Origin of the sequence: Pseudomonas migulae NBRC 103157 (assembly GCF_002091715.1) — a bacterium.
Taxonomy (GTDB): domain Bacteria; phylum Pseudomonadota; class Gammaproteobacteria; order Pseudomonadales; family Pseudomonadaceae; genus Aquipseudomonas; species Aquipseudomonas migulae_A.
Genome location: NZ_BDAG01000001.1, coordinates 361486 through 380032, shown reverse-complemented (window position 1 = coordinate 380032; position 18547 = coordinate 361486). Strand labels below are relative to the sequence as shown.

The following is an 18547-nucleotide window of genomic DNA, read 5'->3' as shown; positions in this document are numbered from 1 at the left end:
TACCTGAATTCTGTCCCTGGTGGCTTGGTTGCCGTCTATATCGATTAGCCAGAAAAATTGAGCATCCGTTTTGGCTTACGCTTGATCTGCTCCTCAGGCGCATTCATCAACGCCTGATCCATCAAACTCCCCGCCTTATCCTTATCCGCCGCCCCCGGCAGCACCGGCGGTTTAATCCCGATCCCGGTCCCCGAGCCCGCCGAACCACCGGCATTGATCTTCACAATCGGCCCAACAACCGTCACACCACCGCCATCCAGCTTGATAAAGCTCCCACCGCCCAAAATGGTCAGTTCCGACCCGGCCTCGATAACAATCTTCGCCCCAGCCTTCAGGTGAATCTCTTTCCCAACGCTAGTCAGCTGCGCAGTCCCCAACTTCACATGCTGGTTCTGCCCAACCGTCAGGTGATCATCCACCCGCGTCTCAACCTTGCGATCAGCAATCGTGGTGCGATGCTCTTCAGCCTTCAGCTCGGTGTAGGTGTTCTTCACCACTGTGTCGTGCCGCTCATTGCCGACGCGAATCTTCTGGTCGTGCTCGATGTTTTCATCCCAATCCCGCTGGGCGTGGATGAAGATCTGCTCCGCGCCTTTTTTGTCTTCTATCCGCAGTTCGTTGTACCCGCCACCACCCGGTGAGCTGAGGGTTTTGAACACGCTGCGCGTCTTGTTCGCCGGCAGGTCGTAGGGAACCTGGTTTTCCTTGTGGTACAGGCAACCGGTCACCAGCGGTTGGTCGGGGTCGCCTTCGAGGAAGGTGACGAGCACTTCCATGCCGATGCGCGGGATGACGATTGCGCCGTAGCGGTCGCCGGCCCAGCTTGAGGAGACGCGCATCCAGCAGCTGGTTTTGTCGTCGGCCTGGCCTTCGCGGTCCCAGTGGAATTGCACTTTGATGCGGCCGTATTGGTCGCAGTGGATTTCTTCGCCGGCGGGGCCGGTGACTTTGGCGGTCTGGCTGCCGAGTACGCGGGGCTTGGGGTGTTGCAGCGCCGGGCGGTAGAACACGGCCCATGGGGTGGCGAGGAAGCGGTTGCGGTAGCCCTGGTGGAAGTCGTCTTTGTTGTCGGTGGTGTCGCTGGTCACGGACTCTTCGAGGACTTGCGGCTGTTTGCCTTCGTGGACGATTTCAGTGAGCAGCCAGAGGTCGTTCCACTCGGTGCGTGGGTGGTCGGACATTTCCAGGAAGTGGCCGCTGATCAAGCGGGTCTGGTCGCCGTGCCCTTCGGCTTGCTGGTAGTCGGCGCGGTGGCGTTCGAGGACGCGCTGGCTGAGGAATTTGCCGCGCGCGCGGTCGAGGAAGCGGCCGGGGTAGTCGTAGTCTTCGAGGTCGGGTTCGTCGCTTTGAACATCAGGCTTGTAGGCCGCTTCGAGTTGCAGCCGTGGTTTTTCGAAGTCGTAGTCGCGGCGGGTGGTGCGGCTGGTGCGGGTTTCCAGGCGCAGTTTGAAGCCTTTGATCACCGGTTCGTCGGCGACCATGCCGCTGCCTTGCACGTACGCGGTTGGCTGGCCGAGTTTGGGGAATACGGTCTGATCGTCACCGAATACCAGCAAGTGAGCTTTTTCGCTGTGTTGGAAGTGGTAGTGAATGCCTTCTTCTTCGCACAGGCGCTGGACGAAGTGCAGGTCGGTTTCGTCGTACTGCACGCAGTAGTCGCGGTCCGGGCATGGCTGGCTGAGCTGGAAGTTGTAGGCGTTGCCCTTGATGCCGTGTTCTTCGAGGATCAGCGCGATGATTTTCGGCGCGGACATCTGCTGGTAGATGCGCTGGTTGGTGCGGTGATGCAGGTATTGCAGGTGCGGCACCAGGGAGACTTTGTAGCGGGTCAGGCGTTTGCCGGCGTCACCTTGGGCGACGCGGTAGATCTGGCCGTGGATGCCGCTGCCCTGCGGATCGAACGCGAGGAATGCCTGTTTGTGCAGGAGTTTTTCCAGGTCCAGATCGGGGTTTTCGCTGACCAGTTCGAGGTCGAAGCGATACGGCTGGCTGATGCCTTCGGTGCCGGTGAACGACAGCACTTGCAGGTCGCCGACGTAGTCTTCGACAGTCAGGCTGAAGTGCGTTTCGTTAGCTGAGTTGAACATTGCTTGCTCCCTGTTCGGTAGTCATCCGTTACGCCCGAAGTCGCAGACGTTGCAGCAAAGACAAAGTGGCGCCCATGGCGTCACGCAGTTGTGCGGCGGTGATCGTTCGATCGGCCGCATCGAATGCCAGCGCCGTTCGCAGGGCTGGCCAGCAGTGTTTCGGTAGATTTTTCGGGGCGTGCAGCTCGTGCTCCAGGTGTTCGTCACGGGCCTGGGTCGAGGGCAAGCGGCGGAACGGGTGTTTGCCGCCCGCCAACTCGTAAAGCACGCAGGCCACGCCGTAGACGTCGGCGCTGGCGGACAGCGGCTGGCCTTCGAGCAGTTCCGGTGCGGCGTAGCCTGGGGTCCAGGCGTTGAAGCGGTCGCGGCTCAGGTGTGGCAGGCCTGGGAGGATGCCCTCCTCGGCCTGGCCCAGACCGAAGTCGAACAGGCGCACGCCTTCTTCGCTGAGCATCACGTTGCTTGGCTTCATGTCGCCGTGCAGCACGCCGCGCGCGTGGGCATAGGCCAGTGCGTCGAGCAACGGCAACGCGATGTCGCGCAGTTCGTTCCACGGCAGGCCGAGTGGCCGCTCGCAGAGCAGTTTGTCCAGGGTCAGCCCTCGCATGAGTTCCATGGTGATGAAGGCGCGCTGGCAATCGGTGTCCACTTCAAAGGTGTGCGGTCGCAGCACGTTGTTGTGGCGCAATCGTCGGGTCAGGGCAAACTCGCTGTAGAGCAAGGCGCTGGCGTCCGGCGATTCGGCAAATTCTTCGCTGAGGATCTTCAGCGCAATGTAAGGGTCGGGATCGCCGAACTGCTCGCTCAGCAAGTCCCGTGCACGGTAAACCGCGCCCATGCCGCCGGCACCGAGCAGACGCTCGATGCGGTAACGGCCTGCCAGCACGTCTGGCAGTTCACCGACACTGGCCCTTGTCGGCGCCAACGCGGGCTCAGCTTGATGCGACTTGGCGAACGCAAAGTAAGTCAGGTTACTGGCTTGCTCTTCGCTCATCAGCAGGTCGTCGAGCGGCGGCATGAGTTGGGTCATTGGCGGATCACCACGGCAGTCAGGTTGTCCCGGGCCGAGCCACGCAGCGCGCCGTCGAACAGACGCTCCAGCGCGACATGCGGCGCGGTCAGGCTCAGGGCGCTACCCAAGGCATCGGAGCTCAGTCCGTTGTACAAACCATCGCTGCACAACAGAAACGCATCGCCGGGGTAAACCTCGAGTTCGAGCACGTCCAGCGTCAGCTGCTCGGCGGCCCCGACCGCACGGGTCAAGGCATGCGCGGCGGGATGGGCGCTGGCGTCTTCGACGCTCATCTGTTGCTCGTCGATGAGTTGCTGTTGCAGCGAATGGTCCTTGGACAGCTGATACAAACGCTGGCCGCGCCACAGGTAGCAACGGCTGTCGCCGGCCCAGATGCAGGCCGCGCGATTGCCTTCCACCAGCAACGCCACGACGGTGCTGCCCATGATGCTGTCGTGGCGCCCGGCGGTGACGGTCAACTCCTGACCCAAGCGGCGGTTCAGCCAGTGCAGACACTGACGAATACCTTTGAGTCGTTCGTCGAAGTCATCCTGCGCCGGCAATTCCGCCAGGCTGGCGACGATCAACTGGCTGGCAACGTCGCCGCCCTGATGACCGCCCATGCCGTCCGCGACCACCCACAGCCCCTGCTGTGGACAGTCGAGAAAAGCATCTTCGTTGCGCGCCCGAACCTTGCCGGCATCGGTGCGCGCAGCGCTGCGCCAGGGGCTGGCAACCAGCATCAGAGCTGCACCGGCATACGGAAGGTGCGCAGCACGCCCATGTCGAACGGGTTCGGCGTGCGCTGGCTCGACAGTAAGTAGTTAGCGCGCAGGCCGCCCACGTCGGCTTTCAATACCAGCACATCACGACCGCTCAGGTACTCGGTCTGCATCAGGTCAAACAGGCGGAACAGCGACCATGGGCCGGTGTTCTTCTCGATGCCGATCGGGCGGCCGGCCATTTTGTCGAGGACCAGGCTGGTGCGCCCGTCTTCAGCATCGGTCGGCCATTTGAACGACACCGGCACGATCGGGCCGTGGCGGTATTCGATGGTCTTGTCGCCGAACTTGAACTCGGAACGGCTGACCGCCGGGTCTAGGGTGTACGGCTCCAGTTTGAACTGCACTTGCGGCTCGGCCGGGTTGATCGAGAAGAAGCTCTGGCGAATCACTTGGGCCGCGGCCATCTGGTCGAGGTAGAGCTTGGAGATCGGCATGCTGTGACCGTCGATGCTGCGCAGACGATAGTTGCCTGGGTCGCCACTCACGAACGGACGCATGTAGGTGTCGAAGAAACGATCGGCAATGCCCTGCGCCTTGAAGAACTCGCGGAAGTCGCTGATCGCCACGTCGCTGGTGCTGTGGGCGCTGAACGGATATCGCTTGTTGATCGCCTTGCCGTAGAAGCTGTACAGCTCGCTCTGATAACGCTGGTTCAGGTACTGGTAGGAATCGTTCAGCACCAGACGCCAGGTGTCTTCGGCCAGCACGTTGAACCACACGCTGACCGGGCGCGGCAGACGGTTCGACGCATTGCGCAGGTTGCTCAGCGCATCACGCTGGCCGCTCATGCGGGTCTTGGCCATTTCGAATGCAGCCTGCTCCGGCGCACTGGCACGCGCCAGGCTCGCCAGCTGCATTTGCAGGTCGTTGAGCGCATTCAGTGCCGGGGTCAAATCAGCGGCCGGGCCGTTGTTGTCATCCAGCAAACGGTGCAGCGGTTCGAAGCGGCGCTGCAGGGATTTCTTCGCGGTGTCGGGAAGGTTTTTGGTCGCAGCCATGTCCGAGGCTTTGTCCGCGGCGGCAGACGCCAGTTTGCCCAGCTTGCCCAACTTGCCTTTCTGCTCGCCCAGTGCGGCAGCAGCATCAGCCGCTTGATCGACCGCCTCGGCCTCCGCCGGGAAACGGGTGTTGTCGCGCACTTCCACCAGCAGTTGCAGCACCGGCGAGTTGGCCGAGGTCAGGCCCGCCAATTGCTCGGCGCCCTCACTGAAATCGCTGATCGGAGGCAGTGCAACCTGGCCCACGGCTTCGCTCCAGAAATTGGCGTAGTCGCGGAAGTACAGTTGCTCCAGTTCGACCATCAGGCGACGCAAGTCCATGCCGCTGATGCCCGAACCTTCGCCCAACACCCAGTTGTCACGCAGGATGTCGGTGACCAGCGCGGAGCCCTGAACCGAGAAATACTGCTGATAACCCTGTTGCGTGTAGAAGCCCGGGATCACGTAATCGGTGCCGACAAACAGCGCACCTTGTGGGCCCAGATGCTGGCTCAAACGGTATTCCGGCAGATTGCGGGCCTGCTCGCGCAGCATCCGGTAAACCACGTTGGCCAGCGACTCGCTGCGCAAGACCTGCCGCGCCTGAGCCACCAGTTGATCGTTCAGCGGGTAGATAAACGGCTGCTTCAGCAAGCGCTCGAAGTGCGTGTTCAGACCGTTCTGCACCGCGGTGTTGCCGGCGTAACGCTGGGACCATTCGGTGGCGACCCAATCCTTGAGCCATGGGCCGTCGCGGCGATCTTTCATGTTCAGCATCAGGTACGCACGCAGGCTGTTGAGCAGGCGTTCGCGGTCCTTCATGTTGGCGCGGATCTGCCCTTCCAGCAGGGTCGCAACCTTGGGCAGCAACTGCGTTTCGAGCTCGCGCTCGTAAGCCGTCCTGACCACCGGGTTGACGTCTTCACCCTGATACAGGCCGCCACGTTCGTGGTAACCCACGTCACCCTTTTTCGGGAAGACTTGGGTCGCCGCGTAGCTGGTGTCGAGGGTTTTCAGCACTGCCATGGAATCATCACGCGCGGTCAGCGCCGAGCGTTGTTGCGTCCAGGTTTGCGCCAGGTTGCGCAGGTTTTCCAGGCGTTCGTAGTTCGCCGAGAAACCGCTCGCCCACAGCAGGCCAAACAGGCCCAACGCCGCCAAGGCACCGACGTACAACGCACGCTGGCCCCAATGGATGCGGCTGCGTTCGCGCTTGTCCAGACCGGCCAGATCGGCCTCGGGGAAGATCACCCGGCTGAGCAAGTGATGAATGAACCGCGAGCGGCCACTGCGCAGAGTTGGCAACACGCCGGAGTTGATCCCCAGATTCGCGCCGATGCCGGCGGTGGTCTGGTCCATTTCCTGGGTCAGGTGCGGTGCGCTGGTCAGGTAGAAACCGCGCAACTGGCTGACACGCTGATAACGGTTGCCGGTGAACGCCATGTCGACGAACAGGCACAGGCGCTCGCCGATCTGCCCCAGTTGATGCGGGAAATCGAGAATGCGGCCACGGCGCTGGGTATCGCGCTCCTGGTGCATGCGCATGATCACTTGGCTGTTGAGGCGACGCAGCAGCTCTTCGAACTCGGCGCGCAGGACGGTGACATCGGTGCCGCTCTGCTCTTTACGGAAGCTGGTACCGAGCACCTGATCGCTTTCTTCGCGGGTCAGTTGATCGAAGAACTCGTCGAAACCGAGCAACTGGTCAGCCTTGCTGAGGACCAGATAGATCGGCACATCGACGTGCAGTTTCTGATGCACGTCTTGCAGGCGCGCACGCACCTGACGCGCCAGCGTCTCCAGATCCTGCTCGTTAGCGCCCAGCAGCAATTCCACGGGAATGGTCACCAGCACGCCGTTCAACGGACGGTTGCGGCGACGCTTGCGCAGCAGGTCGAGCAAGGTGCTCCAGGCACTGCCGTCGACTTCGGCATCCGGCTGAGTCAAGTAACGCCCGGCGGTGTCGATCAGCACGCCGTGGTCGGCGAAATACCAGTCGCAATGACGGGTGCCGAGGGTGTCGCGGGTCAGTTTGCGGTCAATCTTGTTGATCGGGAACTCAAGACCCGAGAAGTCCAGCAGGCTGGTCTTGCCGCTGCCCTGAGGGCCGATCAGCAAGTACCACGGCAAATCACTGCGCCAGCGTTCGCTACGACCGCGATACAGGCTCGAGGTCTTCAGGGTTTTCAGAGCGTCCTTGAAACGCTCCTTCAACTCCTTCTGCTCCTCGTCGATCTGCTCTTCACGGCGGATACGATCCTGACCATCCTCAGTCTCTTCATCCGCTTTCTTGCGCACACCGGCGCGCCAGCTGACGAAGACCATGGTCAGGCCCCAGATCAGGAACAGCGCACTGATGGTCAGCAGGCGGGAGGTCGAACCTTCCCAGAACTTGTAGTCATTGACCGCCAGCAGCGGCCCGACGAACCACACCAGCAGTGCGACGAACAGCACCAGCAGCAAGGTCCAGACCCAGGTCTGGCGCACGAACGCGCCGACTTTCTTGAAAAACTTTTTCATCACACGTCCCTGTTTACGGCTGCGACTGCGGCTGGACCGCGGCGGAATCCAGCGGCTGATAAGGTTGCAGAACGGTGTCGCGCTGCTCGCCCAAGACCCAGGCGAAACCCGAATACATCACCACCAGGCACACCACGGTGAACAACACCACCATCCACGCCGGCACGATGCGCACCAGGCTGCGGCGCTGATCGTTCAAGCCTTCCCAATGCGGCGACAGTTCGCGAGGCACGTCGCCGCGCAGCTGGCGAATCTGGCGATACAAGGCATCGCGGATGCCTTCGAGTTCGAGCATGCCGCGCGCTTGCACGCGGTACTTGCCTTCGAAACCGAGGGACAGGCACAGGTACATCAGCTCCAGCATCGGCAGGTGCTTGACCGGGTTTTTCGACAGGCGATCCAGCAGCTGGAAGAACTTCTCGCCACCGAAGGTTTCGTTGTGGAAGCTGCTGAGCAGGCTCATCTGCGACCACTCGCTTTCGTTGCCCCACGGCGTGGTGACGACGGCTTCGTCGACCACGGTGCAGAGCACGTAACGCGCCGCCATCACCTGGCTGCTTTCGGCGCCGTTGTGCAGTGCGCGCACTTCAAACAGTTTCAACCCGGCGGTCAGGCGCTCGTTGAGCGCGTACATGTCTTCGCGGGTGTCGCTGTGTTTGAGTCGCACCACTTCCGACAACAGGTCGGAACCGGCGGCCACCAGCGAATTGAGGCTGATGTTGAACGACTCCGCCGGACGCAGGCGCGCGGCGTAGATCATCCGTTCTTCGAGCTGTTCGAAACGCGGTGGTGCGGCGAAGTCAGTCAGCGGACTTTGCGCCGGGCCGTGGCCCTGACGGTCGAGCAAGACGGTTTTATCGTCCTGATGGTGTTCCATGTCCTTGATCATGTCGGTCAGTTCCTGATGGCCCAGAATTTCAGTTCAAGCTCGGCGAATTCGCCGGACACGTGGAACGCGAAGCCGCCGGAGCGCTCGAGTTGCGCCAGGTCTTCGGAACTGAGTTCGAGGATGAAATAGGTTTTGTTGGAGTGGAACGCGATCTGTCGCGGAGCCACCGGCAACGGTTTGACCTTGATGCCCGGCAGATGCAGGTTGACCAGTTGGCGGATGCGCTCCACCGGGCCGACCTTGAGGTGCGCCGGCAAGCGGTGGCGCAGTTCTTCGGAGTCGCAGTTGGCACTGGCCGCGAGCACGAACGACGCCGAGCCCAGCAGTTTGTGGTCGTGCAACGGCGACACGATGATCCCGTACTGACGCGCTTGCAGCACCAGTTCGATGGCGTGCTGTTCGAGCACCATCGACAGCACCTGACGAATCGCTTCCATCAGTTTGCGGAAGCTCGCGCCCTGGTCGCTGTGCTGATAACGGCTGTCCAGGCGCGGACGTTTGCTGTCGCTGGAAAAGGTCGCCAGATCGCCGAGCATGGTCAGCAGCGTGCGGTACAACTCTTCCGGGTGGACCTGTTCCAGCCCGAGGTAGTGACGCAGCAACAGCTCGGTGCGGTTGATCAGTTGCAGCATCATGAAGTCGCCGACTTCCGCGCCACCGACCTTGCCGTTGGAGCGAATGCGCTCGGCGATGGTGTCGCCACGGTGACCGAGCATGCTGATCACTTCTTTCAGGCACGACAGCAGGTAGCTGGAGGAATGCGCCTGAATGTAGGTCGGCACGAAATCCGGATCGAGGCTGATCACACCGTCGGGCGTGGTGTCGAGCACGTCGCAGATCTTCAGCTTCACGTAGGCCTGATCGCTCTGCTGCTCGCCGAGCAACAGCTTGAAGTCCGGACGGCCGCAGCTGACCTGGCTGGCAGAATCGTCACCGGCGTTGGAGTCGGCCACTTCGGCTTCGTACGCGGTGTAGCGCGCCAGCACGTCGGATTGCTCCGGACGGCGCGACTCGATGTGGTTACCGGTGACCAGCGGCAACGCCAGATAAATCGGTGTGTTGCCGGTGTTCGGCGGCACGTCCAGCGCCAGCGGCTCGGTGTTGCCGCCGAGTTCGAACAGGCTGCCGTCCGGCAGGATCCCCGAGGCCTGGCTGATCACCAGTTTGCCCATGTTGAGGAACTGCAAATCGATGTCGAGATTGAGGAAACCCCAGGTGTAACTGCCCAGCAGCTGGGTGCGGGTTTTCATCTGGTGATCGTAGTAGCGATCGTTGTGCTGGAAGTGCTGCGGACGCAGCAGCATGCCTTCCTGCCAAATGACTTTATGGGAGTTCATGATCAGTCATCCGCCTTGGCGAGCGTTTCGTTGCTGTTGCGAATGCCGGCCTGGTCGAGGGTCAGGTCAGCCTCGGTGACTTCCACCGGCGTGACTTGCACCGTGTAGCGCCATTTGGTTTCCGGCAGGTCGCGGTAAGCCGCGAGGATCCCGACGTAACGGCTGCCCTCCTCCACACTGAGTTTCAGCTCAATGGTTTCGCCCGGGCGCAGTTCGAGTTCTTCGCTGGCCACCAGATCCGGGGCCAGGGATTCCTTGGCGCGCTCGTAAAGGCTGAAGAAGTCGGCGTTCTCGAAGGTCACCGGGTGCTTGAGCTCGAACAGACGCACGACGATCGGCGACGGGCGCCCGTTGAGGTCCGGGTTCAGCTGATCGCTGCCGGTGAGCTTCAGGTTGACTTTGGTCACTTTGGAGTACGGCGACAGCGACGAGCAGCCGGCCAGCAGCACCACGGCCATGAGCGCCGTCAGCGTCTTGAAAAAAGCGGTCGAGCAGCGAGACATGCGCATCATCCTTGGTGGTCGGTGTGAAGGGTGGAAATCAGGCGGATCTGTTCTTCGTACGCCTGAGCGAAGTCGCGGGCCAGCAGGCGCTCGCTCCAGTCATCGTCCTGGCGCAGTGCCTGGTGATAACGACCGTACGCCCTCCAGCGGCTGCCAGACGTGGCCAGCAACGGCTTGTTGTCGCGCTCGAAACGCAGGGTCAATTGCTGTGGCGAGAAGTGCTCCAGCGTGCCGCGAACGGCGGCGCGGCTGGCAGTCAGCAAAGCCACCTGATGCGCCTGCAAATCGCGGAACGCGCGGGAGATCGACTGCTCCGCCGGCAGTTGGCCCGGCTTGTTCGGCTGCAACAGAATGCCCAGCGCTTCACCGGCATCGACGGCGAATTTCAGCGGGTTCTTGTGAGTGCCTTGCACGGTGGTCTGGGCCAGACGCAGTTCGTTTTTCAGTTCGCTGCGGGTGCGCAGGCTCTGCTGCAAACCGCCGACGCTTTGCTTGAGCAGGCGTGCAGCGTTCAGCGCCAGGGCTTCGCGGGCGTCGTGGTCGAGGCCTTTGAGGTCCACGCCCAAGGCCGCACCGAAGTGCTCCCAGAAACCTTCGCTTTGACGCTCGAGCGCTTTCGGCACAGGGGCTGGGGTTGGTTCGGCGGGGGCGTCGATCAGCTCCGGCACCATCAGGCTTTCCATGTCGATGCGCGCGTAGTCGGCGCGCTGACGGGTGTCCTCGATGGACGAGCTCGGGGTGATCAACTCTTCGATTTCCGAGTACACGCGCTCTTGCTGATCAAGGGCGTTCAGCGGGTCGAGGTCGAGGAACGCGTCGTCCGGAATGATGCTGCCCGCCGCTTGCGGGCGACCGACTTCCACGTCGAAAGTCGCCGGGTCGCGCACCAGCCGCGCGCGGATCTCGAAATCACCCAGCACGTAGGTGCTGCCATGCTCGATGCGCATCGGTTCGCCCTTGCGCAGGCGTGCGCCGCTCCCGCCATCCTGGACACCGTTGCTGCTGGTGTCGGTCAGGAAGAACGTCCCTTCGCGAAAGCTGATGTCCACATGGTGATTGGACAGATGACGCTTGCGGTCCGGGATGATCCAGTCGCAATCCTCGCCCCGGCCGATCACGCCACCGGCCTGTTTGAAGGTCTTCTGGCACAGCTCCGTGGGCACGAACTGCTTGGTGTTGAGCATTTCGAAAACCAGTTCCATGGTGATACTCCTTGCGGTCACTTGCCGCGATTGACCGCCTGCGGATCACCCAATGGGCGATAGGTGTTGTCGTTGAATTTGTAATTGCCGCTACAGCCGCCGAGGCCGCATAGAACGACGAGGGTCAGCAGGACGGCTTGCCAGTGACGAACAGACATCAGAGGGTCTCCATGGATAGACAAAGCACAAAGCGCCGACCCGTTCGGGCGGCGCTATCAGAAGCGAATGAGGTGAGATCGACGGTCTTTTGCCTAGCCATCGAAGTCACCCAGATTGATGTTCAGGCGCCCGAGGCGGTACAGCAGCGTGCGGCGTGGCAGGCCGAGTTCGCGGGCGGCGAGGGTCTGGTTGCCGTCGTTTTTGCGCAGGCAATCGAGCAGCAGGCTGCGTTCGACCTGCTCCAGGCGTTCGCGCAGGTTCAGGCTGTTGTCTTCCGGCATCGCTTCCATGCGCAGGGAGAAATGCTCGGCCAGCAACTCGCCGCCTTCGCACAGCAGCACCGCGCGTTCGACCAGGCCTTTGAGTTCGCGCACGTTGCCGGGGAACGCATAACCCGACAGGTGATCCAGCGCCGCATCGGACCAACGCACTGCGTCGCGCTGCAAAAACGAGCAAGCCTTGTCGGCGAAATGCCGGGCCAGATCGAGGATGTCGCCTTCGCGCTGACGCAGGGCCGGCAGTTCGATCGGGAATTGTGCGAGGCGGTAATACAAGTCCTCACGGAATTTGCCTTCACTCACCAGCACCGACAAATCCCGGTGCGTCGCGGCGATGATGCGCACATCGATCTTGTGGGTGTCATTGGAACCCAGCGGACGGATCTCGCCTTCCTGCAACACGCGCAATAACTTGGCTTGCAGCGACAACGGCATGTCGCCGATTTCATCGAGCAACAAGGTGCCGCCATTGGCCGCGTCGAACAGCCCGGCGCGGTCGCGATCAGCACCGGTGAACGCGCCTTTGCGGTAGCCGAACAGCTCGCTTTCCAGCAGGTTCTCAGGGAACGCTGCGCAGTTCTGCACGATGAACGCCTGGGACCGGCGCGGGCCGCAGTCGTGAATGGCGCGAGCGACCACTTCCTTGCCGGTGCCGGTTTCACCACGCAGCAGCACGGTGTAAGGGCTGTGCAGGACTTTGCTGATCAGCGAATAAGTCTCGCGCATGGCCTTGCTCTTGCCGATCAGGCCGTAACCACTGGCACTCGGAACGCTGACTTTCATCGGTCGCGCATCACCGGTCGGCTGGCGCAGACGGTGCAGCAAATGCAGTTGGCCGAGCACAAACGAACCCAGTTGACCGAGGGAATCGGCGAAACCTTGCAGGTCGAGGTGCCGGCGACTCGCACACAGCAACAAGCCTTCGACAGCCTTCTGCTGATTGACCAGCGGCACGCACAACAGCGACTGCCAGGGCGTGGCCTGCGGTGGCAGGAAGCTGGTTTCGTGCAGGCTGCCGCTCAGTTCGCCGAGGCTCACCACACGGTTCTGGCACAGGGCGAATTGCAGCAGTTGTTCACCGTTGTAATCCGCCGGCAGGCTCGCCGATTCACGCGGCTGCAGAATGCCGTTCAGGCACTCCGCGTTCATCCCCAGGCACGTGTGGGTCGCGTCCAGCAGATACAGCTGCGTCAACTCGCACCCGCTAAGCTCCGCCACCCCGCGCACGAAATCACCCAGCAGCGCAGCGCCGTCCGCCGCCCGCGACAGGCTGGCGAACTGCGCCAGCAAGGCTTCGGCATACACCAGCGGCTGCGGCACTTGAGTGAACATCACACCCACCTCAGGCGAACTCGCAAGTCACGCTGGCGCCGCCGTCGAGCGTCGCGTGGACACGCTTGAGGCTTTCCCCTGTGGCCATCGCGTCGAGCAAACGGTCGGCCACCAGCGGCAGCACGTGCAAGTCAAGCAAGTGGTCGATCAAACGCGCACCGCTGTCGCTTTGGGTGCAGCGCTCGGCCAGGTGATCGACGAGGTCTTGCGAGTAGGTGAAATCGAGCTGACGACGGTTCAGGCGCTCGCCCAGACGACCGAGTTTGATTTCGATCAGCTCGCGCAACACAGGGCCGCCAACCGGGTAGTAAGGCACCACGCGCATGCGCGCCAGCAGCGCCGGTTTGAAGTGTTTGCTCAGCACCGGGCGAATGGTTTCTTCGAGCACTTCGGCGGTCGGCCGCGCGCCGTTTTCGCAAAGCTCGCTGATGCGGTCGCTGCCCAGGTTCGAGGTCATCAGGATCAGCGTGTTGCGGAAGTCGATCTCGCGCCCTTCGCCATCGTTGGCCACGCCTTTGTCGAAGATTTGGTAGAACAGGTTGAGCACGTCAGGGTCGGCCTTCTCGACTTCATCGAGCAGCACGACCGAGTACGGCTTTTGACGTACGGCCTCGGTGAGCATGCCGCCCTCGCCGTAACCGACGTAGCCCGGCGGCGCACCGATCAGGCGCGAGACGGTGTGCTTTTCCTGGAACTCGGACATGTTGATGGTGGTGATGAAACGATCGCCGCCGTACAACAAGTCGGCGAGGGCCAGCGCGGTTTCGGTCTTGCCGACGCCGCTCGGGCCGACCAGCAGGAACACGCCGACCGGTGCGTCCGGTTTGTTCAGGCCGGCAGCGGTGGCGCGCATCGAGCGGTCCAGTGCGTGAACGGCTTGTTCCTGACCACGGATGCGGGTGCGCAGGTCGGTGGCGAAACTGGCGACCTTGGCGTTGTGTTCGCGGGCCAGTTGCGCCAGTGGCACGCCGGTCCAGGCGCTGATCACTTCGGCAACCAGACGCGGGCAGACTTCGAAGCTGACCAAGCGTTCTTTGACCTGAGCATCGGTCAGGGCTTTATGAGTTTCGTTGAGCGCGGCTTCCAGGGTTTCAACGCTTTGCGCTTCGTCCACCGGCAGCGTTTCGATCACGGTGCCTTCGGCGTCTTCCTCGACCGTAACGGTCGGCTCGATGGCAGCGGTTTCCCGAGCCTTGGCCAGTTGCTGACGCAGATCCAACAAACGCTCGGCGAGTTCTTTCTGCTCGGTCCACAGCGTTTCGAGGGCGACCCTTTCGTCCTCGGCCTCGGCCAGACGATCTTCCAGAGCGTCCAGTGCTTCGTGATCGATCAGCAAACCGGCTTCAGCATCACGACGCAGCGCCTGACGCTGACGGCCCCCTTCAGCCAGTTCGCCACGCAGGCGCTCAAGGCTTTCCGGCGCAGCGGCGAGGCTGATGCGTACGCGGGCACACGCGGTGTCGAGCACGTCGACCGCCTTGTCCGGCAGCTGACGACCGGCGAGGTAACGGGCGGACAATTCAGCCGCCGCCACCACCGCGTCATCGCGCAGGTAAATGCCGTGGCTCTTCTCGTAAACCTGAGCCAGGCCACGGAGGATGGTCACCGCTTCGCTGACGGTCGGTTCGTGCAGTTGCACCGGTTGGAAACGACGGGCCAGGGCCGGGTCTTTTTCGAAGTACTTCTTGTACTCCGCCCACGTGGTGGCGGCGATGGTGCGCAACTCACCACGAGCCAATGCAGGCTTGAGCAGGTTAGCCGCGTCGGAACCCCCGGCATTGCCACCCGCGCCGATCAGCGTGTGCGCTTCGTCGATGAACAGGATGATCGGTTTCGGCGAGGCTTTGACTTCGTCGATCACGCCTTTGAGACGACGTTCGAATTCACCTTTGACGCTGGCGCCGGCCTGCAACAGGCCCATGTCCAGCGACAGCAGCTCCACGCCTTTCAAGACTTGCGGCACTTCACCGGCGGCAATGCGCGAAGCCAAGCCCTCGACGATGGCGGTTTTACCGACGCCGGCTTCACCAACCACAATCGGGTTGTTTTTGCGGCGACGGGCGAGGATGTCGACCATCTGCCGGATCGCGCCATCGCGGCACAGCACCGGGTCGAGTTTGCCGTCGCGGGCCTGTTGGGTCAGGTTGTGGGTGAAGCGCTCCAGCAGTGATTCGCCGGGCACGGCAGGCTTACCGGTCGCGGGTTGTTCTTTCTGCGACAGGGCAAATTCTTTCAGGCGCTCGATGTTCAGCTTGGCCAGCAACGACTGATAGCGGCTGCCCGCGTAGCGCATCGGGTTGCGCAGCAACGCGAGGATCAACGCGGCTTGCTCGACCTGGCTCTGGCCCAGTTCAAGGTTGGCCACCAGCAACGCATCCTGCAGCCACTGCACCAGTTCCGGGGCGAACACGGGGTTGCGCGAGGCGCTGTGCTCGACCCGCGATTGCAACGCGGCGCTCAGTTCGCCGGCATCCACTTCGGCGTCTTGCAGCGCGCGTGCGAGCAAGCCTTGCGGGCGCTCCAGCAGGCCCAGCAGCAAGTCTTCGACGAGGATCTTGCTGCCGCCACGGGCGACGCAGCGCTCGGCAGAACTTTCCAGATCACGACGGGTTTCGGCGTCCAGCGCCTGGATAAGTTGTTGCAGGTCTACGTTGATCATTGGTCATCTGTCCTTAATGAATTTTGCTGCCCAGGGTCACCACGCCGTCCGCTTTTTCGCGGCCGAGCCAACTGGTCCATCCCAGGCGACAGGCGTTCTGCTCACCGATGCGCAGTTCGCGGATTTCTTCCTGGCGCAACACCAGGCGAATGTCGTAATCGAGCGGGTCACGCAGGGTGAACCGCACCAGCGCGCACAGCGGCTGGTAGCCGAAACCGATCGGCAGGAATTCGTGAAAGCGCTGCCAGTCGAGCTCGCGAATGTGAATTCGAAATTTTCCGCTGCGGTCGCGCACGTGTTCGCCCAGCACCAGGTCTTCGCCGAGCAGGCTGTTGGCGCGGCCCAGACGATTGCGCTGCTCGTCGAGAATCTCCACGCGGCGCTCGATGCACTGCTCGATGGTCAATTCGGCGTGCTTGAAGTAGTAACGCAGCACCGCTTCGATCAGCGCCGCCGAGTGCGCCCGCAAGCTGAGCAAACCGAGGTACGGCAGCAGGCGCTTCCAGTTCAGCTCCTGGGCCTTGCGGATCTCTTCGCCGCCGAGACCGATCAACGCGAATAGCTGCGCGGAGAACGGATCGAGCGCGCCGCTCTGGAAGCTGGCGCGGTAGCGATACTTGCGCCAGATCGGCAGCATCAGCCGTTGCAGGCGATGGTGGAACAGGTCGAGGAAGTGGCGGGTCGGGTTGCCGTCTTCGCTGTCGCCCAGCGCCTGCTCGCCGTAGAACGCCGGCAGCGGCGAACCGGAACCGACCAGGCCGATCAGGTTGAAACGCAGGCGCGCGCGCATCTGCCCGTGCTCTTGGAAAAACTCCACGCGATCGACGTCACTGCCAGGGAAACCCAGGCTCGGGTTGGCCTGGAATTCCAGCTGGTCGTACAGGTCGTCTTCGCTCAGGTGCGGGTGGGCCTCGCGCAGCCGGTCAACCACCAGCAGCACGGCCTGAAACAGCGAGTACTCGCGTATTCCTCGGGTCAGTCCGCTTAAAGAAGCGGCTGAAGGCCCATACGTGGTGTCCATTGGTACACCTCTCCTTGTGTACTTTTTACCCGCAGCTCGTGGTACGAATTGAGACTGGCGTAAAGCGCGAAAAACTCGTTGAGAACCGAAGCGAACACGAACAGGTCGCCTTCGCCGATATACCCTTCCGGGTCGATGGTCAGCTCGGTGCGCAACCCGCGAACCGGCAACCCTCGGTGCAGTCGATCGACATGCTGGTGCTTGATCGACTTGAGCCCGCCGAGCAGACGTTTGCTGACTTTTTCAGCGTGTTGGTCGTAATAGCGCGGCAGGTCGTAGGTTTCGAGAATTACCTTCAACGCATTGACGTCGGCCAGCGACAGATAGTTAAGCGACATGTTGCTGATCAGCTTCCAGAGGAAGTCGCGGTTCAGCGGCGGCGCAAAGCTCGAGGTGGCCGGGGTAATGTTGCGGAAACTCAGGAACTCCGGCGTGTCTTCACAAGCCTTGCTGATGTCGCCGAGCTTGAGCTTGCGCGGCAGGTTCTGGTTGGTGCACATCAGCTCGATCGACAGGGTTTCATGGGCTTCGGTGTGGCGGATGCCGAAGCTCAGGTAGGTGTCGAGGCCGTCGTGCAACAACGAGGAGCGTTGGCGAATGCTGTAATGCGGACGGCTGTTGGGCACGTCGAAACTCGGATCGTGCTCGAACGATTCGAACGGCACGTACTCCTGATAACCGAGGCCGCCGGGTTTCCAGCCGGTCACGGTTTCCACCGAGAACACGCCGCAGTTTTGCAGATCGAACTCGGCGGGCAGCAGCAGGTATTCGTCCTGCTTGCCGTCGAGGCGGATCGGCAAGGCGTCGTGCTTGAACAGGTTGACGATAGGCGTGCAGTAGAGCTTCACGTTGTCCAGAGTCGGACGCATGCGCATGATGCCGCTCTTGCGAATGTCGAAGCGCAATTCGAGGCCGCGCATCTGCTTCAGCGTGTCTTCCGGCAGGGCTTTGAGCAGGTCCAGACCGTTGATATCAACGAAGAGGAATTTGTCCTGGAAGGCGAAGTATTCCTGCAAGTAGCGGTAGCCGCGGAAGGTGTTCAGCGGATACGGGATCAACGCTTCTTCTTCGGCAAAACCCACCGGCTGCACACGGTCGCGGGGCATCTTGAACGCCATCGGCGTGCCGTTGACACCGTTGATGGGCTTACCGGCGCCGTCCAGCGGGATCAGCTCGATGCCTTCCAGATTGCGCAGCAAGCTCAGGTAAAGCATCTGGCTGATGTAGCGCTCACCGGCGAAGTGCAGACGCAGACGGCTCAATTCCAGCTCACCGAGGTGACCGTCAGCGCTCATCTCCAGACGCAGGCTCAACAGCGAGCCGTCGCCCTTCACCGAGTAATTCAGCGCAGCCAGGTCCAGCGGCAAGACCTCGGTCGGGTAGCAGGTGCGGAAGCGGCAACGCACGTCATCGATCGGCACGCTCTCCACCGGCGTATCGCGCTCGACCATCAACGCAGGACCCGAGCGTTTCAACGGGTCGAACTGCAAAATGCTGAACGCCGGCAGCGGCCGCATGTAATTGGGCCACAGCAGGTGCATCAGGGAATGGCTGAGCTCCGGCAGTTCGTCATCAAGCTTCTGACGCAGGCGCCCGGTCAGGAAAGCGAAGCCCTCAAGCAACCGCTCCACGTCCGGATCCCGCCCGGCCTGGCCAAGGAAAGGCGCCAATGCCGGGCTACGCTCGGCGAATCGACGACCTAACTGGCGAAGTGCGGTGAGTTCGCTTTGGTAGTAGTGGTTAAAGGACACGGGGTACCTTCCTGGTGTTGGATCTCATGAAAAAA

13 protein-coding genes are annotated in these 18547 nt (G+C 62.1%); all 13 read right to left on the bottom strand.

Annotated features, from left to right (window positions below):
- Positions 1-44 precede the first annotated feature (44 nt).
- The 13 genes from PMI01S_RS01790 to tssF all read right to left on the bottom strand — a co-directional run bounded on the left by PMI01S_RS01790 (position 45) and on the right by tssF (position 18512).
- Positions 45-2087 (bottom strand): type VI secretion system Vgr family protein, encoded by a 2043-nt coding sequence (locus PMI01S_RS01790; protein ID WP_084317744.1) that lies wholly within the window; start codon positions 2085-2087, stop codon positions 45-47.
- Between the two features lie 28 nt (positions 2088-2115).
- The gene (locus tag PMI01S_RS01785) at positions 2116-3117 is read right to left on the bottom strand and encodes a serine/threonine-protein kinase (protein WP_084317743.1); all 1002 of its coding nucleotides are present in this window, start codon (positions 3115-3117) and stop codon (positions 2116-2118) included.
- Entirely contained in the window at positions 3114-3842 is a 729-nt protein-coding gene (locus PMI01S_RS01780; protein WP_084317742.1) for a PP2C family protein-serine/threonine phosphatase, read from the bottom strand. The genes PMI01S_RS01785 and PMI01S_RS01780 overlap by 4 nt, the downstream gene beginning before the upstream one ends.
- Entirely contained in the window at positions 3842-7381 is a 3540-nt protein-coding gene (gene tssM, locus PMI01S_RS01775) for a type VI secretion system membrane subunit TssM (RefSeq protein WP_084317741.1), read from the bottom strand. Before tssM ends, PMI01S_RS01780 begins: the two co-directional genes overlap by 1 nt.
- 13 nt (positions 7382-7394) lie before the next feature.
- Positions 7395-8270 carry a type IVB secretion system protein IcmH/DotU gene (icmH, locus tag PMI01S_RS01770; protein ID WP_017341530.1) on the bottom strand — a complete coding sequence of 292 codons (876 nt, stop codon included), beginning with the start codon at positions 8268-8270 and terminating at the stop codon, positions 7395-7397.
- Positions 8271-8275: 5 nt separating this feature from the next.
- Positions 8276-9607 carry a type VI secretion system baseplate subunit TssK gene (tssK, locus tag PMI01S_RS01765; RefSeq protein WP_008030656.1) on the bottom strand — a complete coding sequence of 444 codons (1332 nt, stop codon included), beginning with the start codon at positions 9605-9607 and terminating at the stop codon, positions 8276-8278.
- 2 nt (positions 9608-9609) lie between these two features.
- Positions 9610-10110, bottom strand: coding sequence for a type VI secretion system lipoprotein TssJ (gene tssJ / locus PMI01S_RS01760; RefSeq protein WP_084317740.1), 501 nt, complete (start codon positions 10108-10110; stop codon positions 9610-9612).
- Between the two features lie 5 nt (positions 10111-10115).
- A complete protein-coding gene (tagH, locus tag PMI01S_RS01755; protein WP_084317739.1) occupies positions 10116-11312 on the bottom strand; it encodes a type VI secretion system-associated FHA domain protein TagH in 1197 nt (398 codons plus the stop codon).
- 17 nt (positions 11313-11329) lie between these two features.
- Positions 11330-11470 (bottom strand): hypothetical protein, encoded by a 141-nt coding sequence (locus tag PMI01S_RS01750; RefSeq protein WP_008030659.1) that lies wholly within the window; start codon positions 11468-11470, stop codon positions 11330-11332.
- A 93-nt stretch (positions 11471-11563) separates the two neighbouring features.
- Complete coding sequence (locus PMI01S_RS01745) at positions 11564-13081, bottom strand: sigma-54 interaction domain-containing protein (RefSeq protein WP_084317738.1); 1518 nt, start codon at positions 13079-13081, stop codon at positions 11564-11566.
- A gap of 10 nt (positions 13082-13091) precedes the next feature.
- Complete coding sequence (tssH, locus tag PMI01S_RS01740) at positions 13092-15740, bottom strand: type VI secretion system ATPase TssH (protein WP_084317737.1); 2649 nt, start codon at positions 15738-15740, stop codon at positions 13092-13094.
- A gap of 13 nt (positions 15741-15753) precedes the next feature.
- Positions 15754-16761, bottom strand: coding sequence for a type VI secretion system baseplate subunit TssG (tssG, locus tag PMI01S_RS01735; protein ID WP_084317736.1), 1008 nt, complete (start codon positions 16759-16761; stop codon positions 15754-15756).
- Positions 16725-18512: a type VI secretion system baseplate subunit TssF gene (tssF, locus tag PMI01S_RS01730; protein WP_084317735.1), complete on the bottom strand. Its 1788-nt coding sequence runs from the start codon at positions 18510-18512 to the stop codon at positions 16725-16727. Before tssF ends, tssG begins: the two co-directional genes overlap by 37 nt.
- Between the last annotated feature and the right edge of the window lie 35 nt (positions 18513-18547).

What these genes read in the sequence shown, in the direction of transcription:
- PMI01S_RS01790 (WP_084317744.1), bottom strand. Translation starts at nt 2,087, where the DNA reads ATGTTCAACTCAGCTAACGAAACGCACTTCAGCCTGACTGTCGAAGAC.
- PMI01S_RS01785 (WP_084317743.1), bottom strand. Translation starts at nt 3,117, where the DNA reads ATGACCCAACTCATGCCGCCGCTCGACGACCTGCTGATGAGCGAAGAG.
- PMI01S_RS01780 (WP_084317742.1), bottom strand. Translation starts at nt 3,842, where the DNA reads ATGCTGGTTGCCAGCCCCTGGCGCAGCGCTGCGCGCACCGATGCCGGC.
- tssM (WP_084317741.1), bottom strand. Translation starts at nt 7,381, where the DNA reads ATGAAAAAGTTTTTCAAGAAAGTCGGCGCGTTCGTGCGCCAGACCTGG.
- icmH (WP_017341530.1), bottom strand. Translation starts at nt 8,270, where the DNA reads ATGATCAAGGACATGGAACACCATCAGGACGATAAAACCGTCTTGCTC.
- tssK (WP_008030656.1), bottom strand. Translation starts at nt 9,607, where the DNA reads ATGAACTCCCATAAAGTCATTTGGCAGGAAGGCATGCTGCTGCGTCCG.
- tssJ (WP_084317740.1), bottom strand. Translation starts at nt 10,110, where the DNA reads ATGTCTCGCTGCTCGACCGCTTTTTTCAAGACGCTGACGGCGCTCATG.
- tagH (WP_084317739.1), bottom strand. Translation starts at nt 11,312, where the DNA reads ATGGAACTGGTTTTCGAAATGCTCAACACCAAGCAGTTCGTGCCCACG.
- PMI01S_RS01750 (WP_008030659.1), bottom strand. Translation starts at nt 11,470, where the DNA reads ATGTCTGTTCGTCACTGGCAAGCCGTCCTGCTGACCCTCGTCGTTCTA.
- PMI01S_RS01745 (WP_084317738.1), bottom strand. Translation starts at nt 13,081, where the DNA reads ATGTTCACTCAAGTGCCGCAGCCGCTGGTGTATGCCGAAGCCTTGCTG.
- tssH (WP_084317737.1), bottom strand. Translation starts at nt 15,740, where the DNA reads ATGATCAACGTAGACCTGCAACAACTTATCCAGGCGCTGGACGCCGAA.
- tssG (WP_084317736.1), bottom strand. Translation starts at nt 16,761, where the DNA reads ATGGACACCACGTATGGGCCTTCAGCCGCTTCTTTAAGCGGACTGACC.